This window comes from Pseudanabaena sp. PCC 9330 (genome assembly GCF_055795045.1).
On record NZ_JAYFES010000101.1, the window covers coordinates 57,057 to 82,550 of the forward strand.

The following is a 25,494-nucleotide window of genomic DNA, read 5'->3' on the forward strand; positions in this document are numbered from 1 at the left end:
ATAAATGCAGCTAGTTTTAGATTTTAGCTAGGTCTTAAAGCTGAATTATTCGTCCCTTATTGCTTTATTAACTTTCCGTTAATCAGTGATTCAAAAATCTAGTCGAATAGGTGAGAGCAATTAAGTTGAAGAGACGGGTAGGGCTGGAGGAGGATGAAGCTTCTGACTGGGGGCACAGCCCTCAAACTCCCTCCTTACAATTGATCAAACTCGGCTACGTAGAGCCGGTTGCAAGCTATGCGATCGCAGTTCACCATAGCTTTTGCCATGCCTTGTCTATTTTTGATTGCAAAATTTTTTCAAAAATCCTAGCCTTTAAGACCGCCTTCTAACCCTTAAACAGGCTCTCTAAAGTCTTTGGTTGACACAAGATAAAAGAGCCGTGTGCTCATTTATCTTCAGCGATCGCATAACGATTAAAGCTCTTTAAACTTCTCTAAATTTAGCCTTAGCTTGGCCATGAAGCTCTCTTAGGCTTGGGGCTATAGGCTCACTACTGGCGAATTTATTGTCCTTAGAACGCCACGGAGAGAGTTGTATGTTGCTGAGCAGACAAAAAATCAATCGCTATGCGCTAGCCGGAGTGCTGACCGCCGCCGTAGCCGCTGGTGTGGCTGCACCTAGCGCCTTTTCCCAAAATGATTCGACCATTGTGGTAGACGGGTCTAGCACCGTCTTCCCCATCTCTGAAATCATGGCCGAAGAATATATGGCCGAAAATCGCGGTTCTCAGGTCACCGTTGGGGTGTCGGGTACCGGCGGCGGCTTCAAGAAGTTCTGCGCCGACGAACTGGATGTAACCGGTGCATCTCGCCCGATCAAAGAGTCTGAAATTGAAGCCTGCAAGGCCGCTGGCATTGAGTACATGGAAGTGCCCATCGCCTTCGATGCCCTCACCGTGGTGATTCACCCCGACAACGACTGGGCCGACGACATCACCGTTGAGCAGCTCAAAATGCTGTGGGAACCCGCCGCCGAAGGCACCATCAGCCGCTGGAACCAGATTGACCCCAGCTGGCCCGATCAGCCCATTAACCTGTTTGGCCCCGGTACTGACTCCGGCACCTTTGACTACTTCACCGAGGTGATCGTGGGCGAAGCAGCTGCTAGCCGGGCCGACTACACCGCTAGCGAAGACGACAACATTCTAGTGCTGGGCGTGTCTCGCGATGTCAACGCCCTGGGCTACTTTGGCTACGCCTACTACCAGGAAAACCAGGGCACCCTCAACGCTGCCGCCGTCGATGGCGTACTGCCCAGCGAAGAGACCCTGCTAGATGGCACCTACGCGCCCCTCTCGCGGCCCATCTTCTTCTACGTGAAGAAGAGCAGCTTTGAGAGCAAGCCCGAGGTGCGCGCCTTCGTTGAGTTCATGCTCGAAAACGGCCCTGACCTGGTACCCGAAACCGGCTACGTGCCCCTGCCCAGCGAGCGCTATGCCTCCATTCTCGCCGGGCTGTAGAGTCCAGTAACCCAGTCAGTAAGACCGTCTTAGCCCTTGGGAATGGCGTGTTCTTCCCAAGGGCTTTGGGGCGACTGCTGACCCAGCATCCATAAAGCGTTCGCACGTTCAAACGTTTAACCAGACTGGCCCCAGTACATAAGCCACCTTCTGACTGCCAGCCACCCGTAAATTGTCAATCCCTAACCTGAGACCCATGACCATTGGGGAATCTGTAAAATCGCCGCCCGCGCCGCCAGAGGTGCAGGCTTCACCACCGCCTGCCCCCCGCCGTCCTCAGGGGTTGGCCGGAGCAAAACTGCTGTTGGCACCGCTGCTGGGTTTCTCGGTGCTGGCCCACCTGCTGCTGCTGTTTACCCCCCTGCCCTCGCGCCCTGTGGCCGAGATTGACGACGAAACTGCTGAAGAAGAGTTTGTGGATCTGTTGAGCATCAGTAGTTTGGCGGCACCCGAGCCTGAGCCCGAGGCCGACTTGCCCACTCCTCCTCTGGCTGAGACTGCGCCGCCGCCCGCCCAGACTGCGGCTGCCCCTACGGCCCCCACTCAGCCAATCATTCCCGCAGCCGCCCCCGATACACCGCCCCCGGCAGCAGCCCCAGTGAACGTGCCACCGGAAGCTGCCTTTGAGGTTCCCCCTGAGCAGCCTGCGGCCCTTGTGCAAGAGGAGCAGGTGGTGGAGATTTTTACCCGGCTCACCCGAGGGTCGGGGGATAGCGATTTTGACTCAACGGCGACCTCGTTTCCCAGCGTGGCGTTTCTCACTCGCCAGGGCATTAAAGACTGGTCGACAGAGGAGCAGCAGTGCTTTTTTACTGAGATCAATGCCGATCGCTTTGTTCTGCGCCCCGGTGCCATCGACGTGCGCTACCTGACCCGCAATATCGAGTTTATCGAGCGACAAGATATTCCTCGCACGTTTCCGCCGCCGGAGTACCAGATCAATGCGGTGCCGGGAGGCTACTGTGGGCGATCGCTCTACCAAGTGTTCAAAGCAGGCCAGTCGGTGCTGTTTGTCTCAGTGGCGGGTATCGGGGTCGGCACCCCTGCCGGTACGGGCCTGGTGGTGATCTGGAGTGCCGACCCCAACGCTGGCTGAGCTGCGATCGCTTAGCAATGCCACAGCATTAACGCCCGCCCCCAACGATTCCAGTCTCCCCCTGTAAGCTAGTAAGAACAGCTACCCCGCCAGCATGATTAACCCCAGCATGACATCCCCCACTACCCCCCATCGGTTTGGATCCGCTGAGAAATCTAGACCCCTGTGGCAGGTGCTGCTGGCCCCAATGCTGCTGGCCTCGCTGGCGTTGCACGGGCTATTGCTAATGCTGCCCTCGGGTTCCTCTGACGATGCGGTGATTCCGCCCCCAGACCCCGAGCAAGACAGTGTAGCCATTACCCGGGTGCCCCCCGCTGGTACCGCTGACGCGATCGCAGCCCCCGGCACTGCTCCTGTCGCCGCCGTTGCTCCGGTAGCAGGGACAACTCAGCCCCTAGTCGCGCGCTCCAGTACTGGGGTTGTCCGGGGGCAACCGGCCCCCGCTACCCCTCGGCCTCGGGTCAGCGCTGCTCGGCCTACGGCTAACCAGGGCGATCGCCCCGCCACACCCCCCGCTAACGGCTCTGCCCCTGCTGCCAGCAATTCTGCCACAGCGCCGCCAACCCCTCCGGCACCGCCCCCTGCCCCAGCCAGCCGCCCCTTGTTTGACGCCGCCATGGGAGAACGGCTGCTGGCCTACGTGGCGGGCCTCAGCCTGCCCGAGGCCCAGGTGGCTCGCGCCACCGAGTCTATTCAAAATCGCTTTGGGTTTAACCCCGACGGCATTACCCGCGCCGCCCTCAACGCCAACCAGAGCCAGTGGGAAGCTGCGATCCGCGAAGCCACAGGCCAGGCCAACCTCACCGCCGAAGACTATAGCCCCAATGCCTCCACGGTCTATCCCCAGCGGGTCTGTCTAGTCGAAGAGCCGGGCACCATTACCTTAGGTGCCCTGGTCAACCCCGACGGCAGCTGGCGCAGCGAACCGACACTGCTGCGCAGTTCGGGCTATGGTGCCCTAGACCGCAAGGCCATGCAGGAGGTGCAGGCTAATCCCTTTCCCCCCGGCGATGGGCTGCGGGCCTACGTTCTTACCGTAGAGACTCGGGTAGACTACGGGCGACGCCCCTGCCTCAAGGCCAATGGTGAGGGTTAGTAGCGGTAGATAGCAGGTGGCAGATAATAGGTGACAGGTTGGCAGGCCGTCTATCACCTGTCACCTAATGCTTGACTAGGGAAAGTAGACTAGAGGGAGCTGTTCGCAGCCTGAGGTTGGTCTAGAGTTATGGTGCTTTCCACCCGTCAACAGATTCAAACCGATGCCTGGGTCAAAGCTACCTGGGATGAGTTTGCCGTTGCCATGGACGACCCTCAGTACGCGGAGGGTCGGGGCTACTTTGACCACGGCTACATGAGGATAGAAATGGCTCCGCTGGGTCCTGGGCATGGGCGGCACAATGCTGTGGCGATGGATGTGGTCAGCCTATTTGCTGCGCTCCGCAATATTCGTTTGGTCAAGCTGATCAATTGCAGTTTCTTCAGACCCGGCGATCGCGGTTGCCAGCCCGATGCCGCCTTCTACATTGGCGACAGCTTTCAACTGCCGCCCCAGGACAATGCCCCGGTGGATGTGACGGTCTATGGCCCGCCGACCCTAGCAATCGAGGTGGGGGCCAGCTCGTTTAAGGATGACCTGGGGGCCAAGCGCCTGCTCTACGAACGGCTGGGGGTGGCGGAATACTGGGTGGTGGATGTGGAGAACTGTGCCGTAATTGCCTTCTCGGTAGACGCTGGCCGCAGCGGCGAGATCGCGGTGTCGGAGGTGCTGCCGGGGCTGTCGATGGCGGTGGTCAATGAAGCGCTGGTGCGATCGCAGAGCGAAGACGACAGCACCCTGCTGCGCTGGCTGATGGAAACCCTGGTGTAAGCTGCGGAAGGCACCGCTAGAAGCGGGTTATCATGGGCTAACCCAGGCAGCACAGGCGATCGCGGATGGTCAGCGAACCCATCTCAGTCTTTTTTTCTTACTCCCGCAAAGACCAGGCTCTGATGGAAGACCTGATGGGCCACCTGGAACCCCTCAGGCGCAGCCAGCTCATCCGCAGCTGGTACGACGGCTGCATCAGCCCTGGCGAGGAGTGGGAACCGCAGATTAAAGCAAACCTGGAGCAGGCGCAGATCATTCTGCTGCTGGTCAGCGTGGATTTCATCAAATCGGACTACTGCTACACCGTGGAGCTGAGCCGGGCGATCGCCCGCCACAAAGCCGGAGAGGCCTGCGTGATTCCGGTGATTTTGCGATCGTGCCTGTGGAACCATGTGCCTGTGGGCGACCTGCGCCTGGGCGACCTCCAGGCGTTGCCCAAGGATGCCCGGCCCATCAGCCAGTGGAGCGATCGGGACGAAGCTTTCACCAGCATCGCCGCAGGGCTCTACGACAAAATTCAGCAGTTGCGCCACGAGCAGGCGCAGGCGGCACAGGCAGCCAACGAAGACGACCTCAGCAGCGAAAAGGGCATTGACTACACCCGCCTGCGCGACCTGCTAAAGGCCCAGGACTGGCGCGCCGCCGACAAGGAAACCTACGAGGTAATGATTCGCGCCGTGGGCAAAAAATCGGGCGACTGGTTCACAGAAGACGAATTGCGAACCTTTTCCAGTAGTGATTTACGCACGATTGATGGCCTCTGGGTGAAGTACAGCCGGGGCAGATTTGGCTTTAGTGTGCAAAAGAAAGTTTATATAGAATGCGGGGCCAAGCTCGACGGTAACTATCCGGGTGTAGAAATTTGGTCAGAGTTTTGCGATCGGGTCGGCTGGAGCAGAGACGGCAAGTATCTGAACTACAACGACATCAAAGCCAACCCCTATTTATCTCCCCCTGGAGAATTGCCTTTAGAGTTTTGGAATGTGGGTTTTGGGTATGGATTTGTTGATGGGGGGGCTCTTTTCTCGCATCGAGACTTGTAAACTGTAGCCGATAAGCTTTTCAGCCCGATCTAGAAGAATTATTTTCGACCCCCTCCCCACGGAGATTCAGAACCCATGGTTCTTTGTCGAAAGCAACTCCCTGTAATTGTGCCGTGGGTAACTTCAGTTCAAGATAGCGCCGTCCCCTCCTTTGGAGGGGTGCCCGTAGGGCGGGGTGGGTCAAAACTGCTACAGCGAGTAATCCGCTGATACAGCGAGTTCCTTCGCTGGCCTGGGCTGACCCACCCCTACCCCTCCCAGGAGGGGACAGTTAGCTTGCTACGGAAAAGTCGGTGTTTCGGGAATCGCTCACCCAGACCTCTGAGGTCTTTGCAGCTCAGGAAGCCAGCGCCACGGGAATCTGGGCGCGATCGGTCAAAATCTCGTAGCCCGTCTCGCTCACCAGCACCGTATGCTCAAACTGGGCCGACAGGCTGCGATCCACCGTCACCACCGTCCACTGATCCTTCAGCGTGCGGGTCTGCTTCGACCCTGCATTCAAAATTGGCTCGATCGCCAGGGTCATCCCCGGCAGCAGCTTCATATTGGGCAGTTGCCGGGTGCGAAAGTTAAACACCGAGGGCGCTTCGTGCAGGTTGCGGCCCACCCCGTGGCCGGTGAAATCTTCCACCACGGTGAACCCGTAGCTGGTCACGCAGTCCTCGATCGCCCCAGCAATATCCAGCAGCGTATTCCCCGGCTTCACCTGGGCAATGCCCGCATACAGGGCCGCCTCCGCTGCCACCATCAACTGCTGGGCCTGCTTCGACACCTCGCCCACCGCAATGGTGATGCACGAGTCGCCGTGAAAGCCGTTGTAGTAGGCCCCCGTATCGACCTTGAGCAGGTCGCCCCGGCGGATCACCTGGCGCTTGTTGGGAATACCGTGCACCACCTGGTCGTTGACGGAGGCGCAGATGGAAGCCGGGAAGCCGTGGTAGCCCTTAAAGCTGGGGGTAGCCCCCATTTCGCGGATGCGTTTTTCGGCGTGGGCATCTAGGTCGGCGGTGGTCATGCCCGGCTGTACCAGGGCCTCGATTTCTTTGAGCACCGTGGCGACAATGCGGGCCGCCTCACGCATGATCGCCAGCTCGGCCTCGGATTTTAGTTCCACTCCGCGCACGCGGCGGCTGCGCTTGGGCAGGGTGGCCCCATCGGCCCGGCTAGGAATCAGATTCGCCAAAAAGTTCATAGGTGCTTCGCAACAGGATCAGGGCTCATGGCCCTTTCCTAGTTTAGTGGGTTTGTGAGAAGGTCGGCCCCCCAAAAGAGGCACTGGGGCGATCGCAGACCAAAGACACCAGCACCCCCATGCGCTGGCTAATGCAAACTCTGGCTTAGAACACAGTAGTTGGGCTACAGAATGCTAGGGCGCTTGAATGAGTTCGTCGCGCTGGTCACTGGTAATCGCCTCGACCTGGCTGACCAAAAACGTCAGCTTGTAGGGCTGACGCAGTTCTCTGGCCAAAAACTCTTCTAGCAGAGCCACCTGTTTGGCTGAAACCGGTTCAGAGGTGCGCACGGTAAGGGCTATTTCCGGTGGAGTGGTCAGCCAGTTGGTCGTCATATCCACCAGGGTGAGGCGCTGAAAGGTGAGGGTGCGATCGAGCAGGGCCGTTCTGACGCTGGCCTCTAGCTGGTTTTGCCGCAGCAGGCTGAGCGTACTGACCCCCAATGGAAACACCAGCAGAGCGGTAAACATCAGAGTAATGCCCAGCGGTCGCCGCGCCCGGTGCACCATAGAGTAGCCAAACACCACAAAGGCCACCATACAAGCCAGAGTGATGCCAAACAGGTTAGTGAAGTAGAGCAGCAGCGCCCCTAGGCTGAGTTCAAAATTGCCCTGGCCCAGCTGTAGCCCCACCACGCAGATAGGAGGCATCAGGGCGACGGCGATCGCTGTTCCGGCCACCGTTCCCGCCACCTTCTCTTCCACCTTTGCCACCCCCGCCAGGGCACCGGCAGTGACGGCAATACCCATGTCAAGCAGGGTAGGCTGGGTGCGGGCCATGACTTCACTGCCAAACTGGGCCACCCCAGAGATAGCCCCCAGGGTCGCCGAAATGGCGATCGCCAGCAGCGACCCCACCGCCAAGGCTGTAATGCTGGCGCGAATCAGCACCCGATCGGCCTCCAAAATACCAAAGGCCGCACCTCGAATGGGTAGCATCAGCGGCGCAATCAGCATCGCCCCAATAATCACCGCCGCACTGTTTGACAGCAGGCCGAGGGTAGCAATAATGCAAGACCCCACCACCAGCACTAGGTAGTGCCAGCTCAGGCACGACTCCTCTAGCAGGCCTTGGCGAAGACGGGTGAGATCGCCTGCGGGTACAGACCGCATGGGCTCTAGCTTCTGCTCAAGCCAGGCAGCCAGATTCAAAACCTCATCCCACAGGCTACCCTGGGCGCTGAGCCACCAACGCTGGCCCCGTTGCCCCAGGCGCTGCATCATCTGCCACCACTTTGGGCTACTTTTCAAGACTTAGGCTCCTCTAGCGACAGGGCTACTCCCGCTCAAAATCACCCGTAAATCGTACCATCGGGCATCGTTGCCCCGGTCAATACCACGTCGGTTAGTGTAGTGCTGCTGATCTCAGCCCGCTCCAAAATCGCCTCGGTGAGGTCAGCCCCGGTGAGGTCGGCCCGGCCCAGGTAGGCTTCTACCAGCAGCGCCTTGGTGAGTACCGATCGCCGGAGGGTAGCCCGCGACATATCGGCGCGACTGAAGCGGGCATCGGCCATCTGGCAGTCATCCATCTGGGTCTGGGCCAAAATCGCTTCGGTCAGGTCAATACCCTTGGCGGTAACACGGTTGAGATTGGCCTGACTGAGGTTACTGCGGGGCAGGCGGCACTGGGTCATATCCGCCGACTCAAGGCAGCTGTGGCTGAGATCGACATCGCTGAGGTTGGCAAAGCGCAGCAGCGCCCCCTGCAGGTTGGCCCCCTTGAGATTGGCATCGCGCAGCACCGCTTCGCTCAGGTTGGCCCCGCTGAGATTGACGTGGGCCAGGTCAGCCCCAGAGAGGTTGGTGCCGCGCAGGTCGGCCAAATGCAGGTTGGCCCCGCGCAGGTTGGTGGTGTATTTGCGGTTTTCTTGGCGCAGGTTAGCCCCCCGCAGACAGGCCCCCGTCAGGTTGGCCCCGCTGAGGTCGGCATTGCGCAAATCGGCCCCGGTGAGGTTGGCGTCGAGTAGATCGGCCAGGGTCATGTCGGCACTGCGCAGGTCGGCACCTTGCAGGCTGGCCCCGTGTAGATTGGCATCGCGCAGGGTCGCCGCCGACAGGTCGGCCTGGTTGAGGTTGGCCCCGATCAGCTGAGCGCGACAGAGGTTGGCCTGGCGCAGTCGCACCCGCGACAAAAAAGCCAGCATCAGATTGGCGTTTTCGAGATCAGTCTCAACCAGGTTGGCCCCGATCAGGTCGGCCCCGGCGAGATCAATGCCCACCAAGGCCTTCCCGTGGAAGTCCATATCGCCACGGGCGTAAGCGTCGAGCAGTTCACGGGCATTCATAGTGAAGCACCAAGGGGCCTAGGCAGGAGAAAGGGCCGATGAGAGGGACGCCCCCGAGCGATCGCCCCCCGGATCTGCCAGATCGGCTGTAGAGGTTGAGGGCTTTGAGGGGGGAAGGGGCGCTAGGGGAGTATTGGGATCTTGAGGATAGTAGTCGCGCATTGCCTGGATGATAGCTCCAGAAACCTGACCATGGTCACCGGCCCGCCCCAAACAGTGAGAAATAATAGACAGCTTACTGTCTAAATCTGCGTAGGTTGGGCAGTAGTCAAAGATTTTTTGGAGCAGGTCGTCGAGGGTGCTGTGGCTGAGGGTCGACCAGTCTTGGCGGGTATAGCCAAAGGGGCCATACAGGCAGGAGTACAACAAAATCTTAGCCCGCAGCGGGTTGGCGTACTGCATGATGCTGCTTCTGAGATCAAACAGGGAGGTGCGATCGCGCCGGGGGCCACCGAGGTCAACGTCACCGGTTACCAGGCCAGAGAGGGTACCGTGGAGGGTGGTCAAATCAGCCGCCGTAGTGCCCGGCGGCAGGCCTACCCCGGTGAGGGTAGTATGCTCGGGCACCTCGTCAGAGCTGCCGCCCGAATCACCGCCCGAAGTCTCTAGGAGGGGAGCGGGCAAACCCGATTGATGCTGGTAAAGGGGGTGGAGACTGACCACAATCTGGTTGGTCAGGCGGGTATATTGGCTGCGCCGATTGAGGCGCTTAACGATGCGGTTCAGGCGATAGTGCAAATCCTGGGGTCGGGGGGCGAGGGTAATCGCCTGCTGAATCAGCCCAGGCAGGTACAGCTGGTTGAGTCGTTCGGGGTCGTTTTCCCAGCCGCCGTAGCAGAGACAGTGGATCAGCTTCCGCAGGCGCAGGGCATCGGGGCTTTGGTCAAACTGGTCAGCAACGGCCCGGCAGCGCTCCTCCACCGAGCGAACGGTGAGCTGGGTATGCTCATCGTCAACGGTTTCAGGGTTTTGAAACAGCGATCGCCCGTACCAGGTCTGCACCTGCTTAACGATGGTCTCGGCTACCTCGGCGTAGAGATCTTGGCGATTGAGCCCAGCCACGACCCGCCGCAGCTGGTCTTCTAGCTCGGGCAGAGAGGGGTAGCGATCGCGCAGCGACAGCAGCATAGACCGAATGTCAAACTGAGCCAGCACCGTCGCATCGTTTTCCCAGGCCTGCTGGTAAGTGGCAAAGATCAGCTTTTTAATGCGCAGACTTAGGGCGTGGGTGCTAAGGGTGCGCACGGCATTGGCCAGCAGCGCCTCCGTGGTCATCGGTAGGGTGCAGGTGTTTTCCTCCGAGCCCTGAGGCCCCGAGTCGGCATCTCCCTCTTCTTCGTGGAGGGCGAGCTGGTAGGCCGGTACCGGCTCTTCAATATTTTTAAGATGCAGCGGCCCCAGAAAGGTGGCGTGGAGGCTGAGCCGAGCCTTGACCACGTCGTAGATGGTGCGCGAAACGCACAGGCCACGGGGCTTGGCAAAGGTTTGCAGCCGGGCGGTGATATTCACGCCGTTGCCCATCACGTCTTGCTCACTGACGAGAATGTCGCCCAGGTGAATGCCAATGCGATGGTCGAGGTATTGGTGCGTCTCAAGCCCGACGGAGAGATCTATCAGCTGGCGCTGCATCTCTAAACCACAGGAAACCGCCTCCACCGCACTGAGAAAATACATCAGCAGGCCATCGCCGGTCGACTTGAGCACCGTGCCGCCAAAGTCGCGGCAGATGTCGCCAATCAGCGTCAGGTCGCGGTCAATCAGCCGCAGCGTGGCTTCTTCATCTACCGACATGCGAGTACTAAACCCCACCGCATCGGTAATCATGATGGCGGCTAGCAGACGTTGCCCCTGGGATAACGATGAGACTCGACGTTCCATGGCGACTCGCGAGGGTGCACAGCAGATACCCATGGCCCACGGGGGTGAGCTCTCAGAGTAGTCTACACCTTGTATATTGCCCGGCTGGCCATGGCAACGCGCTATGGAGCCCCAGAGAAGTCTGTTGGTTTACCCAGTCTTCATATCGGCGATCGCCCCTCGGGCCATCGATGCGATCGCCTGGTCGGTGGCTTTGGGCAGCTGGTAGTAGCGGCCCCCGGCGGTCTTCGCGAGTTCTTTACCAAAGCCCGTCGAGACAAATTTGCGCTCGGTGTCAATAATCAGCAGTTGATAACCGACGCCGCGAATGCGTCCGGCGATCTCCAGCAGTTCTTGCTTGATGTCGGGTTTGGGGGCGTCGGGGTCGGGCGTCTCACCCAGCGATCGCGACAGAGCCACATTGCCCCGCCCGTCGGTAATCGCCACAATCACCACACTGCCCACATCCCCCGACTGCTGGGCGTTGATGCCCACCCGCACGGCCTGGGTGAGGCCGTGGGCCAGGGGCGAACCGCCGCCACAGGGCATGCGCTCTAGCCGCCGCCGGGCCATAGCGATAGATCGGGTGGGGGGCAGCAGCACCTCGGCCTGCTCGCCTCGAAAGGGTATCAGCGCCACCTGGTCGCGGTTTTGGTAAGCCTCAGTGAGCAGCTCTAGCACCGCCCCCTTAGCGCTCTGCATGCGGTTCAGCGCCATGGAACCCGAGGCATCGACCACAAAAATGATCAGCGACCCGGCCTTGCGGGCCAGACGCTTGGCGCGAATGTCACCCTGCTCGACGATCACCTTGCGGTTGGGCTCGCGCTCGCGGCGAGATTTTTGGTAGGGGGCCGCCGCCCGCAGGGTGGCATCGACGGCAATACGGCGCACCGGCCCCTGGGGCAAAAAGGGCTTGATGTAGCGCCCCCGCTCTTCAGAAAAGATCAGGTTGGCGTTACCCGACTTGCCCTGGCGACCCATGGTCTGGGCAAACAGCAGCATCGACGGGTCGATAATTACGCCCTCGGGGTCAAAGACAAACTCCTCAGGAATGCTGGGGGGGCTTTCCTCGTCCTCGGGGTTGTCATCGTCGTCCTCGTCATCTTCTTTGTCTTGGTCTTCGGTGTTGTCCTGGGGTTCGTCTTGGTCGGGGTCAGAGGGCGGTGGGGGCGGCGGCGGCGGGGGTTCTTCGGGCTGCTCCTGGGGCAGCAGGGAGCGGGGCACGATCACCAGCTCCACCGCTACCCGCAGGTCATCGGCGGTCACCTCGGCGCGGCCCTCCAGAGCAGCGTGGGCCTTGGCCACCCGCACTGCAAACAGCTCGGCCCGGTGACCCTGAATGCCGCCCCGCAGAGCCTCGGTCACCAAGTACTGAATCTGCTCCCGGCTGATGGTGATGTCTTTTAGCCACTCGCGGGCGAGGATGATCTGGGTGCGCAGGGCGTCGAGCTCGTCGGCGTAGGTGGCCAGCAGCGTCCGGGGATCGTTGGCGAACTGGGTGGATTGCTCCACGGCGTTCACCCGATCTTCAAGGGTGAGGAGGGCGTCGGCGGAGAGGGCGATCGCAATGCGGTCGAGCAAGTGCTGGCGCAGCGGCCCCGCCTCGGGGTTGTAGGTGGCGATCAGCAGCGGCTCGCAGGGGTGCTGAAAGCTCAGCCCCTCGCGCTCGATCTGGTTGCGGCGGGCGGTGAGGGCAGCCAGCAGCAGGTTGGCCACCTGGTCGTCGAGCAAATTGATGTCGTCTACATACAGCACGCCCCGGTTGGCGGCGGCCAGCAGCCCCGGCTGAAACACGCTCTCCCCCGCCTGAATCGAGCGGGCCACATCCACTGAGCCCAGCAGCCGGTCTTCGGTCACCCCGAGGGGAATCTGCACGAAGGGAGCAGGGATCACTCGGGTGGGCAGGTCGGGAGCATTGGCTTCGTCGCCAAAGCGATCGCGGGTTTGGTCATCCCACAGCTGGGGGTTGGCCGGGTCGGCATTGCAGCAAGAGCCCTCGACCACCTCAATCGGGGGCAGCAGCTGGTGCAGGGCGCGAGCCATGACCGATTTTGCGGTACCCCGCCGCCCGGCGATCGCCACCCCGCCCAGGTTAGGATCGATCGCCGCCAGCAGCAGCGCCATCTTGATTGCCCCCTGCTCAACCACCGCAGGCAGAGGGAACACAACTGGAATTGGGGAATCTACTGTGGCCATCATGGCGGGGGTGGCGTACTCAAACAGGGCATTGCTTCAGTCTTTTACCATATCAGGAATTACCAACCCCTGCCCTGTCTGGCTTACCCTGCCTAGATTCTCGGCCATGGCTCAACCCAAGGGCTAGGGCCACCGCCATCGCTGCCCTGGGGAGCAAATATGTTGCACTATGTTGCAAACCGGCCAAAACCTCAGTATTTCCCCCGGGCAGAGGCTCTCGCATCGGGGCAAACCTCCGTTGTTTCTACATTGGGAAATCACGGAGAATCTTCCATGCTTTGGGTAACTCTACCGTGTCGCCAGGGGCCATCCCCGGTGACGGCCCCTACCCCTACCGCACCTGCCCTATGCCTGCCTCCTCTCGCCCCGATTCTCTTGGTTCTCTGGCTGCTCCAACCCAGGCCATGGCCTGCAAGCTACTGTTTGACCGCGACCTCTATACCCCCTGCCACATCCGCGTGCCCGACAGCGACCATCGCCTGTCGGCCATCTACGTTGACAACCAGTTCTACAGCTTTTTTAAGGTCATCCCCGATGCCCGCAAGACGCTAGAGGTGATCACCCGCCTGGGCAAGCGCGACAACGCTGCGGCCATCACATCCACCCGCCGGGGCTATGCCATTTGGGCCCATGAAGAGGAAGCCCGCTACGCGGCCCCAGCCCGTCAGCCTGGCCACGGCATTCGCCCCGTGTTTGGCCCCACAGCCTGCCTAGTGGTGACCGACCGCGCTGCCTATCGCCCCTGCCGATTGCAGGTACCCGATGTGGCCAAACCCTTAAATGCTCTGACCTACGACAACCGCTACTACAGCGTGTTTAAGCAGGAGACCGACGCCGCCAAGGTGCTAGAGGTGGCTGCCAAACTGGCCCGCCGAGGCGATGAAGCCATTCTGGTGATCGAGCCGCCAACCTTTACCCTAGCGCTGCTAGAGCCCAATGGTCGCCTGGTTTAATCTGCCCTTGGTAGACTGTATACAAAAAGATGTGTTGGGGGTAGCGTAATCCTCTAAGGTGATATACCAAGTCCAGCTCAAGATCGGGAGTTTTTTCATAATCCTGCTTCTGGACTTGAATTTGGCTTGATTTGGAAACCTTTTGCGCTATCTCTGGCACTGGAACGCTCGCCATGACTGACACAACTGAAAACATTACTGTCTTTATCTGCGGCTCTGCCCTGCGCGGCCAGCCCGACAACCAAAACCTGCAAGATGCAGAGTTTGTAGGGGCAACAGAGACGGCCCCCATCTACCGGCTGCACGCGGTGAAAGATGGCTGGCACCCTGGCATCTATGAGGTGGCCGCCGATGGCATTAGTATTCCGGGTGAGCTATATGTGATGACGCCGGAGCAGTACGAATACCTCAAAGACAATGAGCCGCCGCATATGTATCCCCACGAGGTGCAGCTGGCGGATGGCGGCAGGGCGATCGCATTTCTCTACCCCAAAGACCTGATTGACGCGCACGGTTGGCCCGATATCTCGAGCTACGGCGGCTGGGCAGCCTACAAGGCGGCAACCCCATAGACCGTGTCTAGGGCACCATCTTGAGAGTCAAAACTTCTTCAAATAGAGGGTAATCGTCCTCTCGGCTAACCGTCCCCTTCGACTCCGCTGCTCTTTTAGAGCCGCTGACAGGAGCAGGGGACGGTTACTTTTTTGTGATATTTGCCTGGCAATTTGCTCAGTCGGGAATTAATAGGTAAGGCCCAGCTAAATTAGAGATGCCGATGGTGGAACCAATCACTACGGCTGAGATGCGGTGGCTGGGCCGATGGGTGCGAAACGCTGATCAGAAGACGTTTTTGGCGATCGCCAAGGGGAGATACCATGACCCAGGCAGAGAGTGCCGCCCCTGTTGCCCATCCGAGCCAGGTGCAGCAGCAACTGGCCGAAATCGAAACCATCTACCAGTCGGCCCCCATTGGCCTGGGGGTGCTCGATCGCGAGCTGCGCTTTGTGCGGATCAACCAGCGGCTAGCGGAGATGAACGGGCTGCCGGTGGAAGCGCACCTGGGCCGCAGTGTGCGCGAGCTGCTGCCCAATTTGGCCGACCAGGCCGAGACCATGCTGCGCCCCATTTTTAAAACGGGCGAACCGCTGCTGAAGGTAGAGATTAGCGGCGAGACCCCGGCCCAGCCCGGTGTGCAGCGGGCCTGGGTAGAGAGCTTTTGGCCCCTGAAGGACGGCGATCGCATTATCGGCATCAGCGTCCTGTGCGAAGAGGTGACCGAGCGCAAACGCATCGAGGCCGAGCGCCAGCAGGCCCTAGACGACCTGCGCCGGGCCAAGGATGAGCTGGAGCAGCGGGTGGCCGAGCGCACCGCCGAGCTCTCGGCGATCAACACCGATCTGCGCCAGCGAAAAGCCGTTTTGCGTAGCCTGTTTAACAGTTCGACCATGCCCATGGGCGTGGTCGAACTCTACGACGACGATATTCTGTATATCTCCAGCAACGGAGCCACCGCCGCGTTTTTTGGCGTGGCTCCCCAGGCCGTGCCCAATCGGTTTACCAGCGAGCTGGGGGTCTCTGCCACCACCATTGCGCTCTGGAGCGCCTACTACCGCGAGGCGGAGCGCACCCAGGCCCCGGTGCGGTTTGAATACTACCAGGATCAGGGGCCGGGCCGGGGGCGGTGGCTGGCGGGCAGTGTGTGCGCCGTCGAGAGTGGCCCCAGCGGCTATCCTCGATTTTCCTACATTCTCGAAGACATTACCGAGCGTAAGCAGGCCCAAGAGACCCTGGCCCGCCGCGAAGAGCAGCTGCGGCTGACCCTCGAATTTACCCACATTGGCACCTGGGACTGGGATGTGCGGCAAAACACCGTGAGCTGGAACGACAACCACTTTAGGCTGCTGGGGCTCGACCCCGCCGCCACCGCCGACCCTTACCAGAGCTGGCGACGGGCCATTCACCCCGACGACCTCGAGCGGGTAGAGCAGGCCCTGCAAGACGCCCTGCACCAGCACACCGACTACGAAACCGAGTACCGGGTGTTTTACCCCGACGGCACTATGCGGTGGCTGGTGGGCCGGGGGCGAGGCCTCTACGATGCCAACCAGAAGTCCATCCGCATGCTGGGGGTGATTTTGGACATCAGCGATCGCAAGCAGGCCGAACAAATTCAAGAATTTCAGGCGGTGATCACCCGCAACATGGCCGAAGGTATCGGCGTGGTCAGGGCCGACAACGGCATGATTTGCTACGTCAACCGCAAATTTGAGCAAATGTTTGGCTACGGCCCTGGGGAGCTAGGTGGGCAGCATGTGTCGATCGTCAACTATGCCACCGATGAGGCCGGAGCCGAAGCGGTGAATCAGGCCATTCGCCAGGCTGTTTTGGAGAATCTGGAAGCCACCTACGAAGTGCACAACATTAAAAAAGACGGCACGCCCTTTTGGTGTAGTGCAACGACCTCAGTGTTTGAACACCCGGAGTATGGCTCGGTGCTGGTGGCGGTGCATCAAGATATCAGCGATCGCAAAGAATCGGAAGCCAAACTCCAGGCCTCGCTGAAAGAAAAAGAGCTGCTGCTCAAAGAGATTTATCACCGGGTGAAAAATAACCTGCAAGTGATCTATAGCCTGCTCAACTTGCAGTCGCGCCAGGTATCTGACCACGCCGCGCTATCGGTGCTGCGCGATAGCCAAAGCCGAGTCAGGGCCATGGCGCTGGTACACGAAAAGCTCTACAAATCGGAGGATCTAACCCGCATTGATCTGGCCGACTATATTCACAGCTTGGCCTATAGTCTGCTGGAGACCTACCAGGCTGGCAGCCCTCACATTGACCTGCGGCTAGAGATCGAGCCCCACAGCTTAGATATTGAAACCGCCCTACCCTGCGGCTTAATTCTCACCGAGCTGATGTCCAATTCGCTTAAATATGCCTTTCCGGGGGGCAAACCTGGCGAAGTTGCCATTACTTCATACCTCAATGCTGACCGTCAGATTGTGCTCAGGGTGCAAGACAACGGCGTTGGCCTACCCATCGACTTTGATCTGCAACAGAGATCGTCCCTAGGGCTAAGCCTGGTGCAGAATTTAACTAAACAAATCAAAGGAGATGTGGTGATTTTGCCGCAGTCGGTTGGCTCTGCTTTTCAAATTGTCTTTCCGGCATAGTAATTTCTCCCGTAGTAGCCCCCCTCAGGAACGCCATGGAAAAAAAGACCATTCTGGTCGTCGAAGATGAAGTCGTGATTGCCATGGATCTCCAGGCCACGCTGATTGACCTGGGGCATGAGGTGCCAGAAATCATTACCTCTGGCGAGGCCGCGATTCAAACGGCCCTGGCGCTGCGCCCCGATCTGGTGTTAATGGATATTCACCTCAGCGGTGACATAGATGGCATTGAGGCCGCCGCTGAAATTACCCAGGCTCTAGATATTCCGGTAATTTATTTGACCGCCTACGCTGACGAAGAAACCCTGAAGCGGGCCAGCGTGACGGCCCCCTTTGGCTACATTCTCAAACCCTTTGAAGCTAGAGAACTGCGCGCCAACATTGAGATTGCTTTCTATAAATATCACCTAGAGAAAACCATTAAAGAGCACCGCCAGTGGCTGCTGGCGGTGTTGAACAGCATTAGCGAGGGGGTGGCCGCCAGCGACACTAGCGGCCTGATTAAGTTTATGAACCCGGTGGCCGAGGCCTTGACCGGCTGGTCTCAGGCAGAGGCCATTGGGCGATCGCCCGCCGAGGTCTTTCATTTTCTAGATGAGGTGACGCGCGGCCTGATCGATAATCCCCTCCTGAAGTCGCTATATGAAACCAATACCGTGTACCTGCCCGAGAACGCGCTGCTGCGTTCCAAGCAGGGGCATGAAATTCCGGTGGCAGACAGCGCGGCCCCCGTCTACAACGACCGGGGCCATTTGGAAGGGGCCGTGATGGTGGTGCGCGATAGCACCGAACAGCGGTATATGGAGGCCCAGCTGGAGCATAACGCCCTGCACGATGCCCTCACCCAGCTGCCCAATCGCGCCCTGTTTTTAGACCGCCTACAGCAGGCGATCGATCGATCGCAGCGATCGCCGGAGTATGGCTTTGCCATCATGGTGCTCGACCTCGATCGCTTCAAGAGCATCAACGACAGCCTGGGGCACCTGCTGGGCGATCAGCTGTTGGTGGAGGTTGCCCCTCGCCTCCAGGCCCATCTGCGGGCAGTCGATACCGTGGCCCGCTTTGGCGGCGATGAGTTTGCGGTGCTGTTGGTAGATGTTAGCGATGTGGCCATGGCCTGCCGCGCTGCCGAGCGCATTCTCGATGAAATCCAGCAGCCCTTCACGATCGAAAACCATGAGTTGCTGATCACGGCCAGCATTGGCATTGTGATGAGTTCCATTCCCTACGAGCAGATCACCGATCTGCTGCGCCATGCCGATATCGCCATGTATCGGGCCAAAAAGCGGGGGCAGGGCGACTATGAACTCTTTGATACGGCCATGCACGGCCAGGCACGGGAGCTGATGCAGCGAGAGCACGCTCTGCGCTATGCGATCGCCCGCGACGAACTGAGAGTGCACTATCAGCCCATCATCGCGCTGGCAACCCACGATGTCGCCAGCCTTGAAGCCCTGGTGCGCTGGCAAAAGCCAGATAGCGAGCTGATCTATCCAGACCAGTTCATCGCCCTAGCCGAAGAGATGGGCATAGTCACGACCGTCGATCAGTGGGTGCTGCGCCAGGCCTGCCAGCAGCTCCAGGCTTGGCGACAGATGGAGCCAGGGGCCTGGGTTGTGGTCGATGGGCATCTCACCCGACGAGCCAACAGCACCGAGCCTCCTCCGGCCATAGCCATCAATGTCAATTTATCGACCCATCACTTTGCCCAAAAAAATCTGGTAGACACCTTTGTCAACATTCTGCAAGAGACCGGCATGGACGGTCACCATTTGAAGCTAGAAATTACCGAGAGCGTCTTCATTGAAAATGCCAAAGCCGCTGCGGCCATGCTCAAGCAGCTCAAACAGCTCAACGTGCAAATTTGCCTGGATGACTTTGGCACCGGCTATTCATCTTTTAGCTATCTACACCAGTTCCCCATCGACATTGTCAAAATTGATCGCTCTTTTGTGCAGGGCATCGACACCGACGCCGAGAAGCTCGAAATTGTCCGCGCCATTGTGAACCTCTGCCACACCCTGGGCATGGCGGTGACCGCCGAGGGCATTGAGACCCCCCGGCAGCGCGATATTTTGTGCGATCTGGGCTGTGAATATGGCCAGGGCTTTTTGTTTGCCAGGGCGATCGATGGCGCAACCATTACCCAAGACATAGCTCGGCCCAGCCTCTAGATCGATCAATCTCTACCCTGTGGCTCTGTCTGCAGGACGATTCTGACCAGCCGCTTAAATCGGTAGAACAGTTAAGTCTCGGCAGTGGGGTGCTCTGTGCAATCCCTCCCGCCTAGAGCAAAACTTTCCCCATCCGATTTAGGAGACTGACTATGAATACTTTGTTTGCCGCTGCCACAACCTGGGTGCGCAACCTGGCGATCGCCCTGAGCTGCGCCCTAGTGCTCTTTACTGCTGCCCCGGTGGCTCTGGCCATGGGCAGCACCCCCAGCCGCCCTGACCAGGGCACCGCCGTACTCGACGAAGTCTACAACGAGTCAGAAAAAGCTGTGCAGCCTGAGAATGCCCTAAGGGGTGACAAGATGCGCGATCGCGCCAACAAAGGCCTCAACGAGGTGCAAAAAGATGCAGACATCGATAAGATGAACCGCCCCGCCAACTCGGCCCAGGCCACCTCGCCCATAGATCAGATCAAAGATGCTCTCAGCAACATTACTCCGTAGGGCCTCCTGGTCGCTCATATAGAGCGCTTTAGGACAACGGCATTTCAACAGACCTGTCTAACGCCGCTGGTTAGGGGTAGCACGGTAAACTGGGGGAGTTTTCCCCTAGACCTGAGCTACCTTGGCCAGCGGTTTTTTTATGGCGCTTGCGATCGCAGACCTGATTGCCAAACTCGAAGCCTGGGCCAACCCCGCCTGGCAAGAGAGCTGGGACAACTGCGGCTGGCAGGTGCAGCCGGGAATTCTCGACCAGCCCGCCCAGGTGCTGGTGTGCCTCACCCCGACTCTGGCGGTAATGGCCGAGGCTCTGGCGTTGCGGCAGCAGGGGGTGGGGGTCAATCTCATTCTGGCCCACCACCCGCTAATCTTTAGCCCGCTCAAGTCGGTCACCCCAGGCGACCCCGTGGGGGAGATGGTGCAGCAGGCGATCGCCCACGGCATCGGCATCTACACCGCCCACACCAACTTTGACCAGGTGCAAGACGGCACCGCCGACTGTCTGGCCCAGCTGCTGGCCTTGCAAAAGTCTGTGCCAATAGTGCCGACCCAGCCCGGCATTGGCTACGGGCGCGTCGGCGATCTCAGCCCCGCTCTGAGCCTGCAAGCTCTGCTGGATTTGATCCAAGCCAAGCTCTCGCCGCCCCGATTGATCTATTCCCCCGCTGCAGATTTGGCGCAGACCATCCAGCGGGTGGCGGTGCTGGGCGGCTCTGGGGCCAGCTATTTAGGTGCCGTGGCCACCACCGGAGCCCAGGCCTACCTGACCTCAGACTGCAAGTTTCACCAGTTTCAAGAAGGGCGCGATCGCGGCTTGGTGCTGATCGACGCCGGGCACTACGCCACCGAGCGCCCCGCCTGCCAGCGTCTGGTAGAAATTTTGCATCAATGGGGTACGCCCTGGGCAGCCCTGAGCGATCAAGACGAAGACTTTCGCCAATTTTGGGGCAGCTAATCGCTCGGTATTAGCGGTTTATCGCACCTCTTCGTAAAACTGCTTGAGGGTCGTGGCGGGCACCCCCAGCCCCCAGAGCAGGCCAATCATCAGATAGATGGCGTTGGCCTTGAGCGCGCCCCAGGCGGCAACCCGGCGATCGGAAGACTGCACCACCCGGTTGACCTGGCAAATGCGGCCTCGGCGACACAGCTTGAGGCACAGGTCGGCCTCTTCCATAATCGGCAGAGCTGGGTCAAAGCCCCCACAGGCCCAAAAGTCGGCCCGGCGGCAAAACATCACCTGGTCACCAAACAGCAGCCGCAGCCCTCGGGCAAAAAATAGATAGGGCCGAAACAGCAGCGGTGCGTAGTAGGTTTTTAGCGCATTGTGCAGTGAAATGCCCCACCGCACCGACAGTGGCCCGGTCATCAGCGAGATAAACCCGCCGCAGGCCACGGAGGGGTTCGCCAGGGTGCCTTGCACCAGTCTCACTACATCGTCGGGCACAAGGGTATCGGCGTGGAGAAAGCAGAGAATATCTCCCTTAGCGGTCTTGGCCCCCAGATTCATTTGCACCGATCGCCCTCGGGTTGATGAGTTAACAATGGTCAGAGGGAGGCGATCGCCGTAGGTGCGGGCAATGGCCAAGGTGCGATCGCTGCTGCCGCCGTCTACCAGCACCACCTCTGTCGGCGGTGGGTTGAGGCCCTGTAGGCTAGCCAGCGTGCGGCCTAGACAGGCCGCTTCGTTCCAAACGGGCAGAATGATAGAAACTGACATAGACAGACAGGGGCTAAGGAGGCAGCGCTCAATTGTCTAGAAACTTTGCGTCGGCAATGGCAATTGGGCCGTTCTGAATGTTATATTGTTTATCGCGATTATGGCGGGTGTAGCCAAGTGGTTAAGGCAGTGGATTGTGATTCCACCATTCGTGGGTTCGAGCCCCATCATCCGCCCTGTTTTCAGACGTTGAATGAAAAGCGTGATCCTCTATGTGATCCGTTTTTTCACTAAATGGGCTTAGCTGTAAGCTGTGATCCACCTGCCGTGTCCGGCAGGGGTGACTGGTACGCCCAATTGAATGGATCCAATACCGGAACCAAGTTAGCGATCGCAGACCGTCGAGCACAGGCGGTGCAGCTTCGGATTAAGGGGCACACCTTTAGAGAGATAGCCCAGCAGCTTGAAGTGAGTCTAGGGCAGATCCATAGCGATGTGGCGCTATCGTTGGCTGAGACACGCGATCGCACTACTGATGACTGTATTTTGCTTCGTACGATCGAACATGAGCGGTTAGAGGGCGTTTGGCAGCGGCTTTCTGAGGAAGCTGAGGGCGGCACCGATATACATCAACTCGTAAAGCTCAACACAGCTATGCACCGGAATAGTGAGCTGAGACAGCGGTTGCATGGCCTAGAACAGTCGAAACAGGATTTGGCTGACCAGAAGTTAACCGACTCCATCGATCAGTTTGTAGTGCATCTAGTAGGGAGACTGTCTCCCAGTGCCTTCCAAGAGCTGCTTGAAATTATTGGCGATGAGGTAGGTGATGAAAACCTGCCTGCGATCGCTGTGTCTGCTGAGGTGGTTTAGTTCAAAATTTTGGTCAACCAGTGAAGTTGTAGTGAAAGTTTGCCATAACGGCTAGAAACTTCCGGGCAATGGTGGTCATTCTTAGAAGAGTTAGGGAACGATCTTCTATAGCTGTTGATGAAAATCAAGCAATGAGACTCAAGAGCCTAAGGATATTGGGTATCCTTGCCTGTTTAGGGTTCTTAGCCTTTCAGGGAAACTGGGTAGGATTATTATGCTGTCTCCTTATCATTGCCTTGATGGGGTTAACAGCACCCGCAGGTGGAGAGAACACTTGCTCTCCACCTCCTTTAACAGCGTCTCAGAAAGCTATGACTATTTTAGACGTTGTTCCTGGCATGACAGCAGCCTCAAAGAGAGATTTCTCCAAGTCACTTTCTATAATGACTCTTCAGGATGGAACTATTGTCAAGACTTATAAAAATCCCGTAGGGGTTGATCATATATTTCTGGCAGACTTAGAGGAAAACATAATCTATGGTGGTTTCGTTGGCTGGATTCATTGCAAAGGACTACAGAATGCGATCGCACAAATCCGACGTGAATTAACATAAAAATCAATTTTAATATTTACTCGGATATTCAAAATGTTGAATTCAGAAAACATTCTAAACGGATCTGAAATTGATCGTCCGAAGTTAGATTATAATTTTTTGCTGCTTACTTACGTTATTTGCGCCGACCAACAAATCCACAGTCAAGAATCACGTATACTACGCGACCTAGCAGATCAGGCAAATGTCAGCGAAGCAACGCTTCAAGAGATAGAAAAAATTTTAGGCCAAGATGAGAGCAAGGTCTCTATAGAAGAAGCCGCTCAAAAAGTTTCTATTGGCCAACGGAGTGAAACCTTTAGACTTATTTTAGCTATTGCCTACGTCGATGGCTACTTTTCCCCTTTAGAGCGAGAGTTGGTTAACCATATTGCCGAGATTTGGGGTATCCAGGAATCTGAAATTGAGCAGATCCTCGAAGCGGCCCAAGGTTTTAAGCAATGGAAAACCCTTGTCAACGAAGAGGAAGATGGGCTTTCCATAGGCGCACGATTACTTAAGGGGGCTGAGTCGTTACTATCAAGATCGCTAGTTACCAAGCTATCTGAACTAGCTCCAAAGTCTATCGGTCAACGTATTGAGCACCTCCAGCGAGAAATACTTTTATCGGGGCCAGAGTACGATGAAGCTATTCAGCAGTGTGCCAAAATTGCTACAGAAGACTTCCGGTATTCCGATCAGTCTTTGAGAATTACGTTTAATGCCTTGAAAGATCTGGGTAATGGCATCCAACACGTGATCCACAATATTCAACAGAAGACCACTGGAGAGGGAGATTACCAGACCGCTAAGGAAGTTGCGAAGCAAATAGAACTGACCCAGCAAAACCTCTCCGCCGAGATTCTGCATGACTTAGAACAAGTGCGCGAGGCGCTGCAAGCTAAGCAACGAGCGCTCAACCACTTTAGTATCGCCTTCATGGGCCGCACAAAAGCTGGTAAAAGCACCCTTCATGCCATTATCACTGGGGAAGGGTGGGAGGCTATTGGCATTGGCAAGCAACGCACCACTCGCTATAACCGGATCTATGAGTGGAAAAATATCCGCATTATTGACACACCTGGCATTGGCGCACCTGGCGGCAAAACCGATGAGGAGATTGCCCGCAGTGTGATTGAAGAGGCGGATGTGATTTGCTATGTGGTTACTGATGACAGTATTCAAGAATCGGAGTTTGCCTTTCTAAAAGTTCTGAAGGAGAAAACTAAGCCTCTGATCGTGCTACTCAATATTCGCTACAATCTGCGTGACTCTCTGGGCTTAGAAGACTTCTTAAGAGATCCAGAGCGTTGGTTTGCTCTGGAAGGAAGGAGCGGTATTGGTGGCCATCTAAATCGGATTAACCGCTATGCCAATCAACACTACCCAAACGACTACTTAGAGGTAATTCCGGCTATGTTGTTAGCCGCTCAACTATCACAGGAGTCTGAACATCAAGAACAAGCCAAGAAACTTTTTAAGGTGAGCCGAATTCAAGATTTTCTAGACTCTATTCGGGCATCGCTAATTGACTACGGTACGATTCGACGATCTCAAACTCTCTTGGGTTCAACCGTTTGCTCTATTGATAGCCCCCAAAAATGGATTACTCTTCAAGCTGGAGAGTATAGCGACTTGGCAAAGCGCCTTGACGAAAAACGGCAAGAACTGAAAGACCAAGCTCAAAAAGCAAGAGAAGACAGTTGGGCACAGCTACAACTCAAGATCAACGAAGTATTTCAAGATGCTTTAAATCAGGTAACACCTTTTGCAGAGAGATATTGGGATTCTGACGAAGGTAGAATGAAACATGGCTGGAAGGAAGTCTTAGAATCATGTACATTTGAAGATCGACTCAAGATAGCCGCCGAAGAGGCCAGTCATTATTTTCAGAATTCTATTCAAGAAGCTATTGATGAAGTTGGGACTGAACTTAAGTTGATCAGCCGTCTAAAAAGTGGCAACTTTAGTTTCTTAGAGCAGGATTCAAGCCTTTTAGACAAAGACTTTATTCGTATCAGTGGCATGGTTATGGTTGCGGCTGGGGCAATCCTAGCATTTGTTTTCCCGCCTTTGGCTCTGATGAGTATAGTCGGTGGGATAGTTGGCTGGGTTTCAAGCTGGTTTGAGTCACGCCATGAGAAGCGACACAAGGCTGTCAAAGAAATCTCAAAATCCTTGAAATCTCAAATTGAAAAACAGCACAAAAAAGTCCTTGAACAAGCAGAAAAAGACTTTGAGAACTATTGTCAATCCCTTTCAACTGCTGTCGATAATTATTTTGAGGGATTAACTCAGGGCATTGATGAGATAGCAAATCAACTCAAGTCTGCTCAAAGTAAACTCTCAAGCACAGCCAAATATCTAAATCGGGCTTATGCTAAGCGAATTACTGACTGGGCATCGGATCAGTATGAACCTTTAACTGATATAGCTATTAGCAAAAGAATTCGCAGGGCAGACCGTGTTTTTGGCCATAGCTTTTTGATTCAAACCACTTCTGAGTTACCGCTGGCTAAGTCTCAAGAAGAAATCTGTAGAATTTTACAAGAAAAGATTTCGATTCAATCTATTAATAGTTAATTTTAAGGTGATTC

20 protein-coding genes and 1 tRNA gene are annotated in these 25,494 nt (G+C 57.3%); 15 read left to right on the forward strand and 6 right to left on the reverse strand.

Annotated elements, in window-relative coordinates:
• Window positions 1-538: 538 nt before the first annotated feature.
• The 5 genes from AC0QKW_RS11755 to AC0QKW_RS11775 all read left to right on the forward strand — a co-directional run bounded on the left by AC0QKW_RS11755 (window position 539) and on the right by AC0QKW_RS11775 (window position 5,468).
• Window positions 539-1,462: a PstS family phosphate ABC transporter substrate-binding protein gene (locus AC0QKW_RS11755; protein ID WP_473151264.1), complete on the forward strand. Its 924-nt coding sequence runs from the start codon at window positions 539-541 to the stop codon at window positions 1,460-1,462.
• Window positions 1,463-1,658: 196 nt separating this feature from the next.
• Window positions 1,659-2,558 (forward strand): hypothetical protein, encoded by a 900-nt coding sequence (locus AC0QKW_RS11760; protein ID WP_473151265.1) that lies wholly within the window; start codon window positions 1,659-1,661, stop codon window positions 2,556-2,558.
• A 109-nt stretch (window positions 2,559-2,667) separates the two neighbouring features.
• Window positions 2,668-3,654 carry an energy transducer TonB gene (locus AC0QKW_RS11765; protein ID WP_473151266.1) on the forward strand — a complete coding sequence of 329 codons (987 nt, stop codon included), beginning with the start codon at window positions 2,668-2,670 and terminating at the stop codon, window positions 3,652-3,654.
• A 129-nt stretch (window positions 3,655-3,783) separates the two neighbouring features.
• Window positions 3,784-4,425, forward strand: coding sequence for a Uma2 family endonuclease (locus tag AC0QKW_RS11770; protein WP_473151267.1), 642 nt, complete (start codon window positions 3,784-3,786; stop codon window positions 4,423-4,425).
• A 65-nt stretch (window positions 4,426-4,490) separates the two neighbouring features.
• Window positions 4,491-5,468: a GUN4 domain-containing protein gene (locus AC0QKW_RS11775; protein ID WP_473151268.1), complete on the forward strand. Its 978-nt coding sequence runs from the start codon at window positions 4,491-4,493 to the stop codon at window positions 5,466-5,468.
• Window positions 5,469-5,805: 337 nt separating this feature from the next.
• On the opposite strand, the gene map is transcribed toward AC0QKW_RS11775, so the two are convergent.
• From map to bchD, 5 genes are all read right to left on the reverse strand, one after another.
• Window positions 5,806-6,660, reverse strand: a complete 855-nt coding sequence (gene map / locus AC0QKW_RS11780) for a type I methionyl aminopeptidase (protein ID WP_473151269.1) — start codon at window positions 6,658-6,660, stop codon at window positions 5,806-5,808.
• 174 nt (window positions 6,661-6,834) lie between these two features.
• Window positions 6,835-7,950 (reverse strand): DUF389 domain-containing protein, encoded by a 1,116-nt coding sequence (locus tag AC0QKW_RS11785; RefSeq protein ID WP_473151270.1) that lies wholly within the window; start codon window positions 7,948-7,950, stop codon window positions 6,835-6,837.
• 41 nt (window positions 7,951-7,991) lie between these two features.
• Complete coding sequence (locus tag AC0QKW_RS11790; RefSeq protein WP_473151271.1) at window positions 7,992-8,984, reverse strand: pentapeptide repeat-containing protein; 993 nt, start codon at window positions 8,982-8,984, stop codon at window positions 7,992-7,994.
• 18 nt (window positions 8,985-9,002) lie between these two features.
• Window positions 9,003-10,862, reverse strand: coding sequence for an adenylate/guanylate cyclase domain-containing protein (locus AC0QKW_RS11795; protein WP_473151272.1), 1,860 nt, complete (start codon window positions 10,860-10,862; stop codon window positions 9,003-9,005).
• Between the two features lie 129 nt (window positions 10,863-10,991).
• A complete protein-coding gene (gene bchD / locus AC0QKW_RS11800; RefSeq protein WP_473151273.1) occupies window positions 10,992-13,040 on the reverse strand; it encodes a magnesium chelatase ATPase subunit D in 2,049 nt (682 codons plus the stop codon).
• 275 nt (window positions 13,041-13,315) lie between these two features.
• Here bchD and AC0QKW_RS11805 point away from each other — a divergent pair, with 275 nt between their 5' ends.
• The 6 genes from AC0QKW_RS11805 (at window position 13,316) to AC0QKW_RS11830 (ending at window position 20,789) form a co-directional block, all read left to right on the forward strand.
• The gene (locus AC0QKW_RS11805; protein WP_473151274.1) at window positions 13,316-13,990 is read left to right on the forward strand and encodes a hypothetical protein; all 675 of its coding nucleotides are present in this window, start codon (window positions 13,316-13,318) and stop codon (window positions 13,988-13,990) included.
• Window positions 13,991-14,163: 173 nt separating this feature from the next.
• Window positions 14,164-14,562, forward strand: coding sequence for an allophanate hydrolase-related protein (locus tag AC0QKW_RS11810; RefSeq protein ID WP_473151275.1), 399 nt, complete (start codon window positions 14,164-14,166; stop codon window positions 14,560-14,562).
• 303 nt (window positions 14,563-14,865) lie between these two features.
• Entirely contained in the window at window positions 14,866-17,160 is a 2,295-nt protein-coding gene (locus AC0QKW_RS11815) for a PAS domain S-box protein (RefSeq protein ID WP_473151276.1), read from the forward strand.
• A gap of 35 nt (window positions 17,161-17,195) precedes the next feature.
• Window positions 17,196-19,334 (forward strand): putative bifunctional diguanylate cyclase/phosphodiesterase, encoded by a 2,139-nt coding sequence (locus AC0QKW_RS11820; protein ID WP_473151277.1) that lies wholly within the window; start codon window positions 17,196-17,198, stop codon window positions 19,332-19,334.
• A 152-nt stretch (window positions 19,335-19,486) separates the two neighbouring features.
• Complete coding sequence (locus tag AC0QKW_RS11825) at window positions 19,487-19,837, forward strand: hypothetical protein (protein WP_473151278.1); 351 nt, start codon at window positions 19,487-19,489, stop codon at window positions 19,835-19,837.
• A gap of 139 nt (window positions 19,838-19,976) precedes the next feature.
• Window positions 19,977-20,789 (forward strand): Nif3-like dinuclear metal center hexameric protein, encoded by an 813-nt coding sequence (locus AC0QKW_RS11830; RefSeq protein ID WP_473151279.1) that lies wholly within the window; start codon window positions 19,977-19,979, stop codon window positions 20,787-20,789.
• Between the two features lie 18 nt (window positions 20,790-20,807).
• On the opposite strand, the gene AC0QKW_RS11835 is transcribed toward AC0QKW_RS11830, so the two are convergent.
• Entirely contained in the window at window positions 20,808-21,551 is a 744-nt protein-coding gene (locus tag AC0QKW_RS11835) for a TIGR04283 family arsenosugar biosynthesis glycosyltransferase (protein ID WP_473151280.1), read from the reverse strand.
• A gap of 103 nt (window positions 21,552-21,654) precedes the next feature.
• Here AC0QKW_RS11835 and AC0QKW_RS11840 point away from each other — a divergent pair.
• From AC0QKW_RS11840 to AC0QKW_RS11855, 4 genes are all read left to right on the forward strand, one after another.
• Window positions 21,655-21,727, forward strand: a tRNA-His gene (locus tag AC0QKW_RS11840).
• Between the two features lie 121 nt (window positions 21,728-21,848).
• A complete protein-coding gene (locus AC0QKW_RS11845; protein WP_473151281.1) occupies window positions 21,849-22,364 on the forward strand; it encodes a hypothetical protein in 516 nt (171 codons plus the stop codon).
• Window positions 22,365-22,675: 311 nt separating this feature from the next.
• Window positions 22,676-22,918: a hypothetical protein gene (locus tag AC0QKW_RS11850; RefSeq protein WP_473151282.1), complete on the forward strand. Its 243-nt coding sequence runs from the start codon at window positions 22,676-22,678 to the stop codon at window positions 22,916-22,918.
• A 33-nt stretch (window positions 22,919-22,951) separates the two neighbouring features.
• Window positions 22,952-25,480: a GTPase gene (locus AC0QKW_RS11855; protein ID WP_473151283.1), complete on the forward strand. Its 2,529-nt coding sequence runs from the start codon at window positions 22,952-22,954 to the stop codon at window positions 25,478-25,480.
• The last annotated feature ends 14 nt before the right edge of the window (window positions 25,481-25,494 follow it).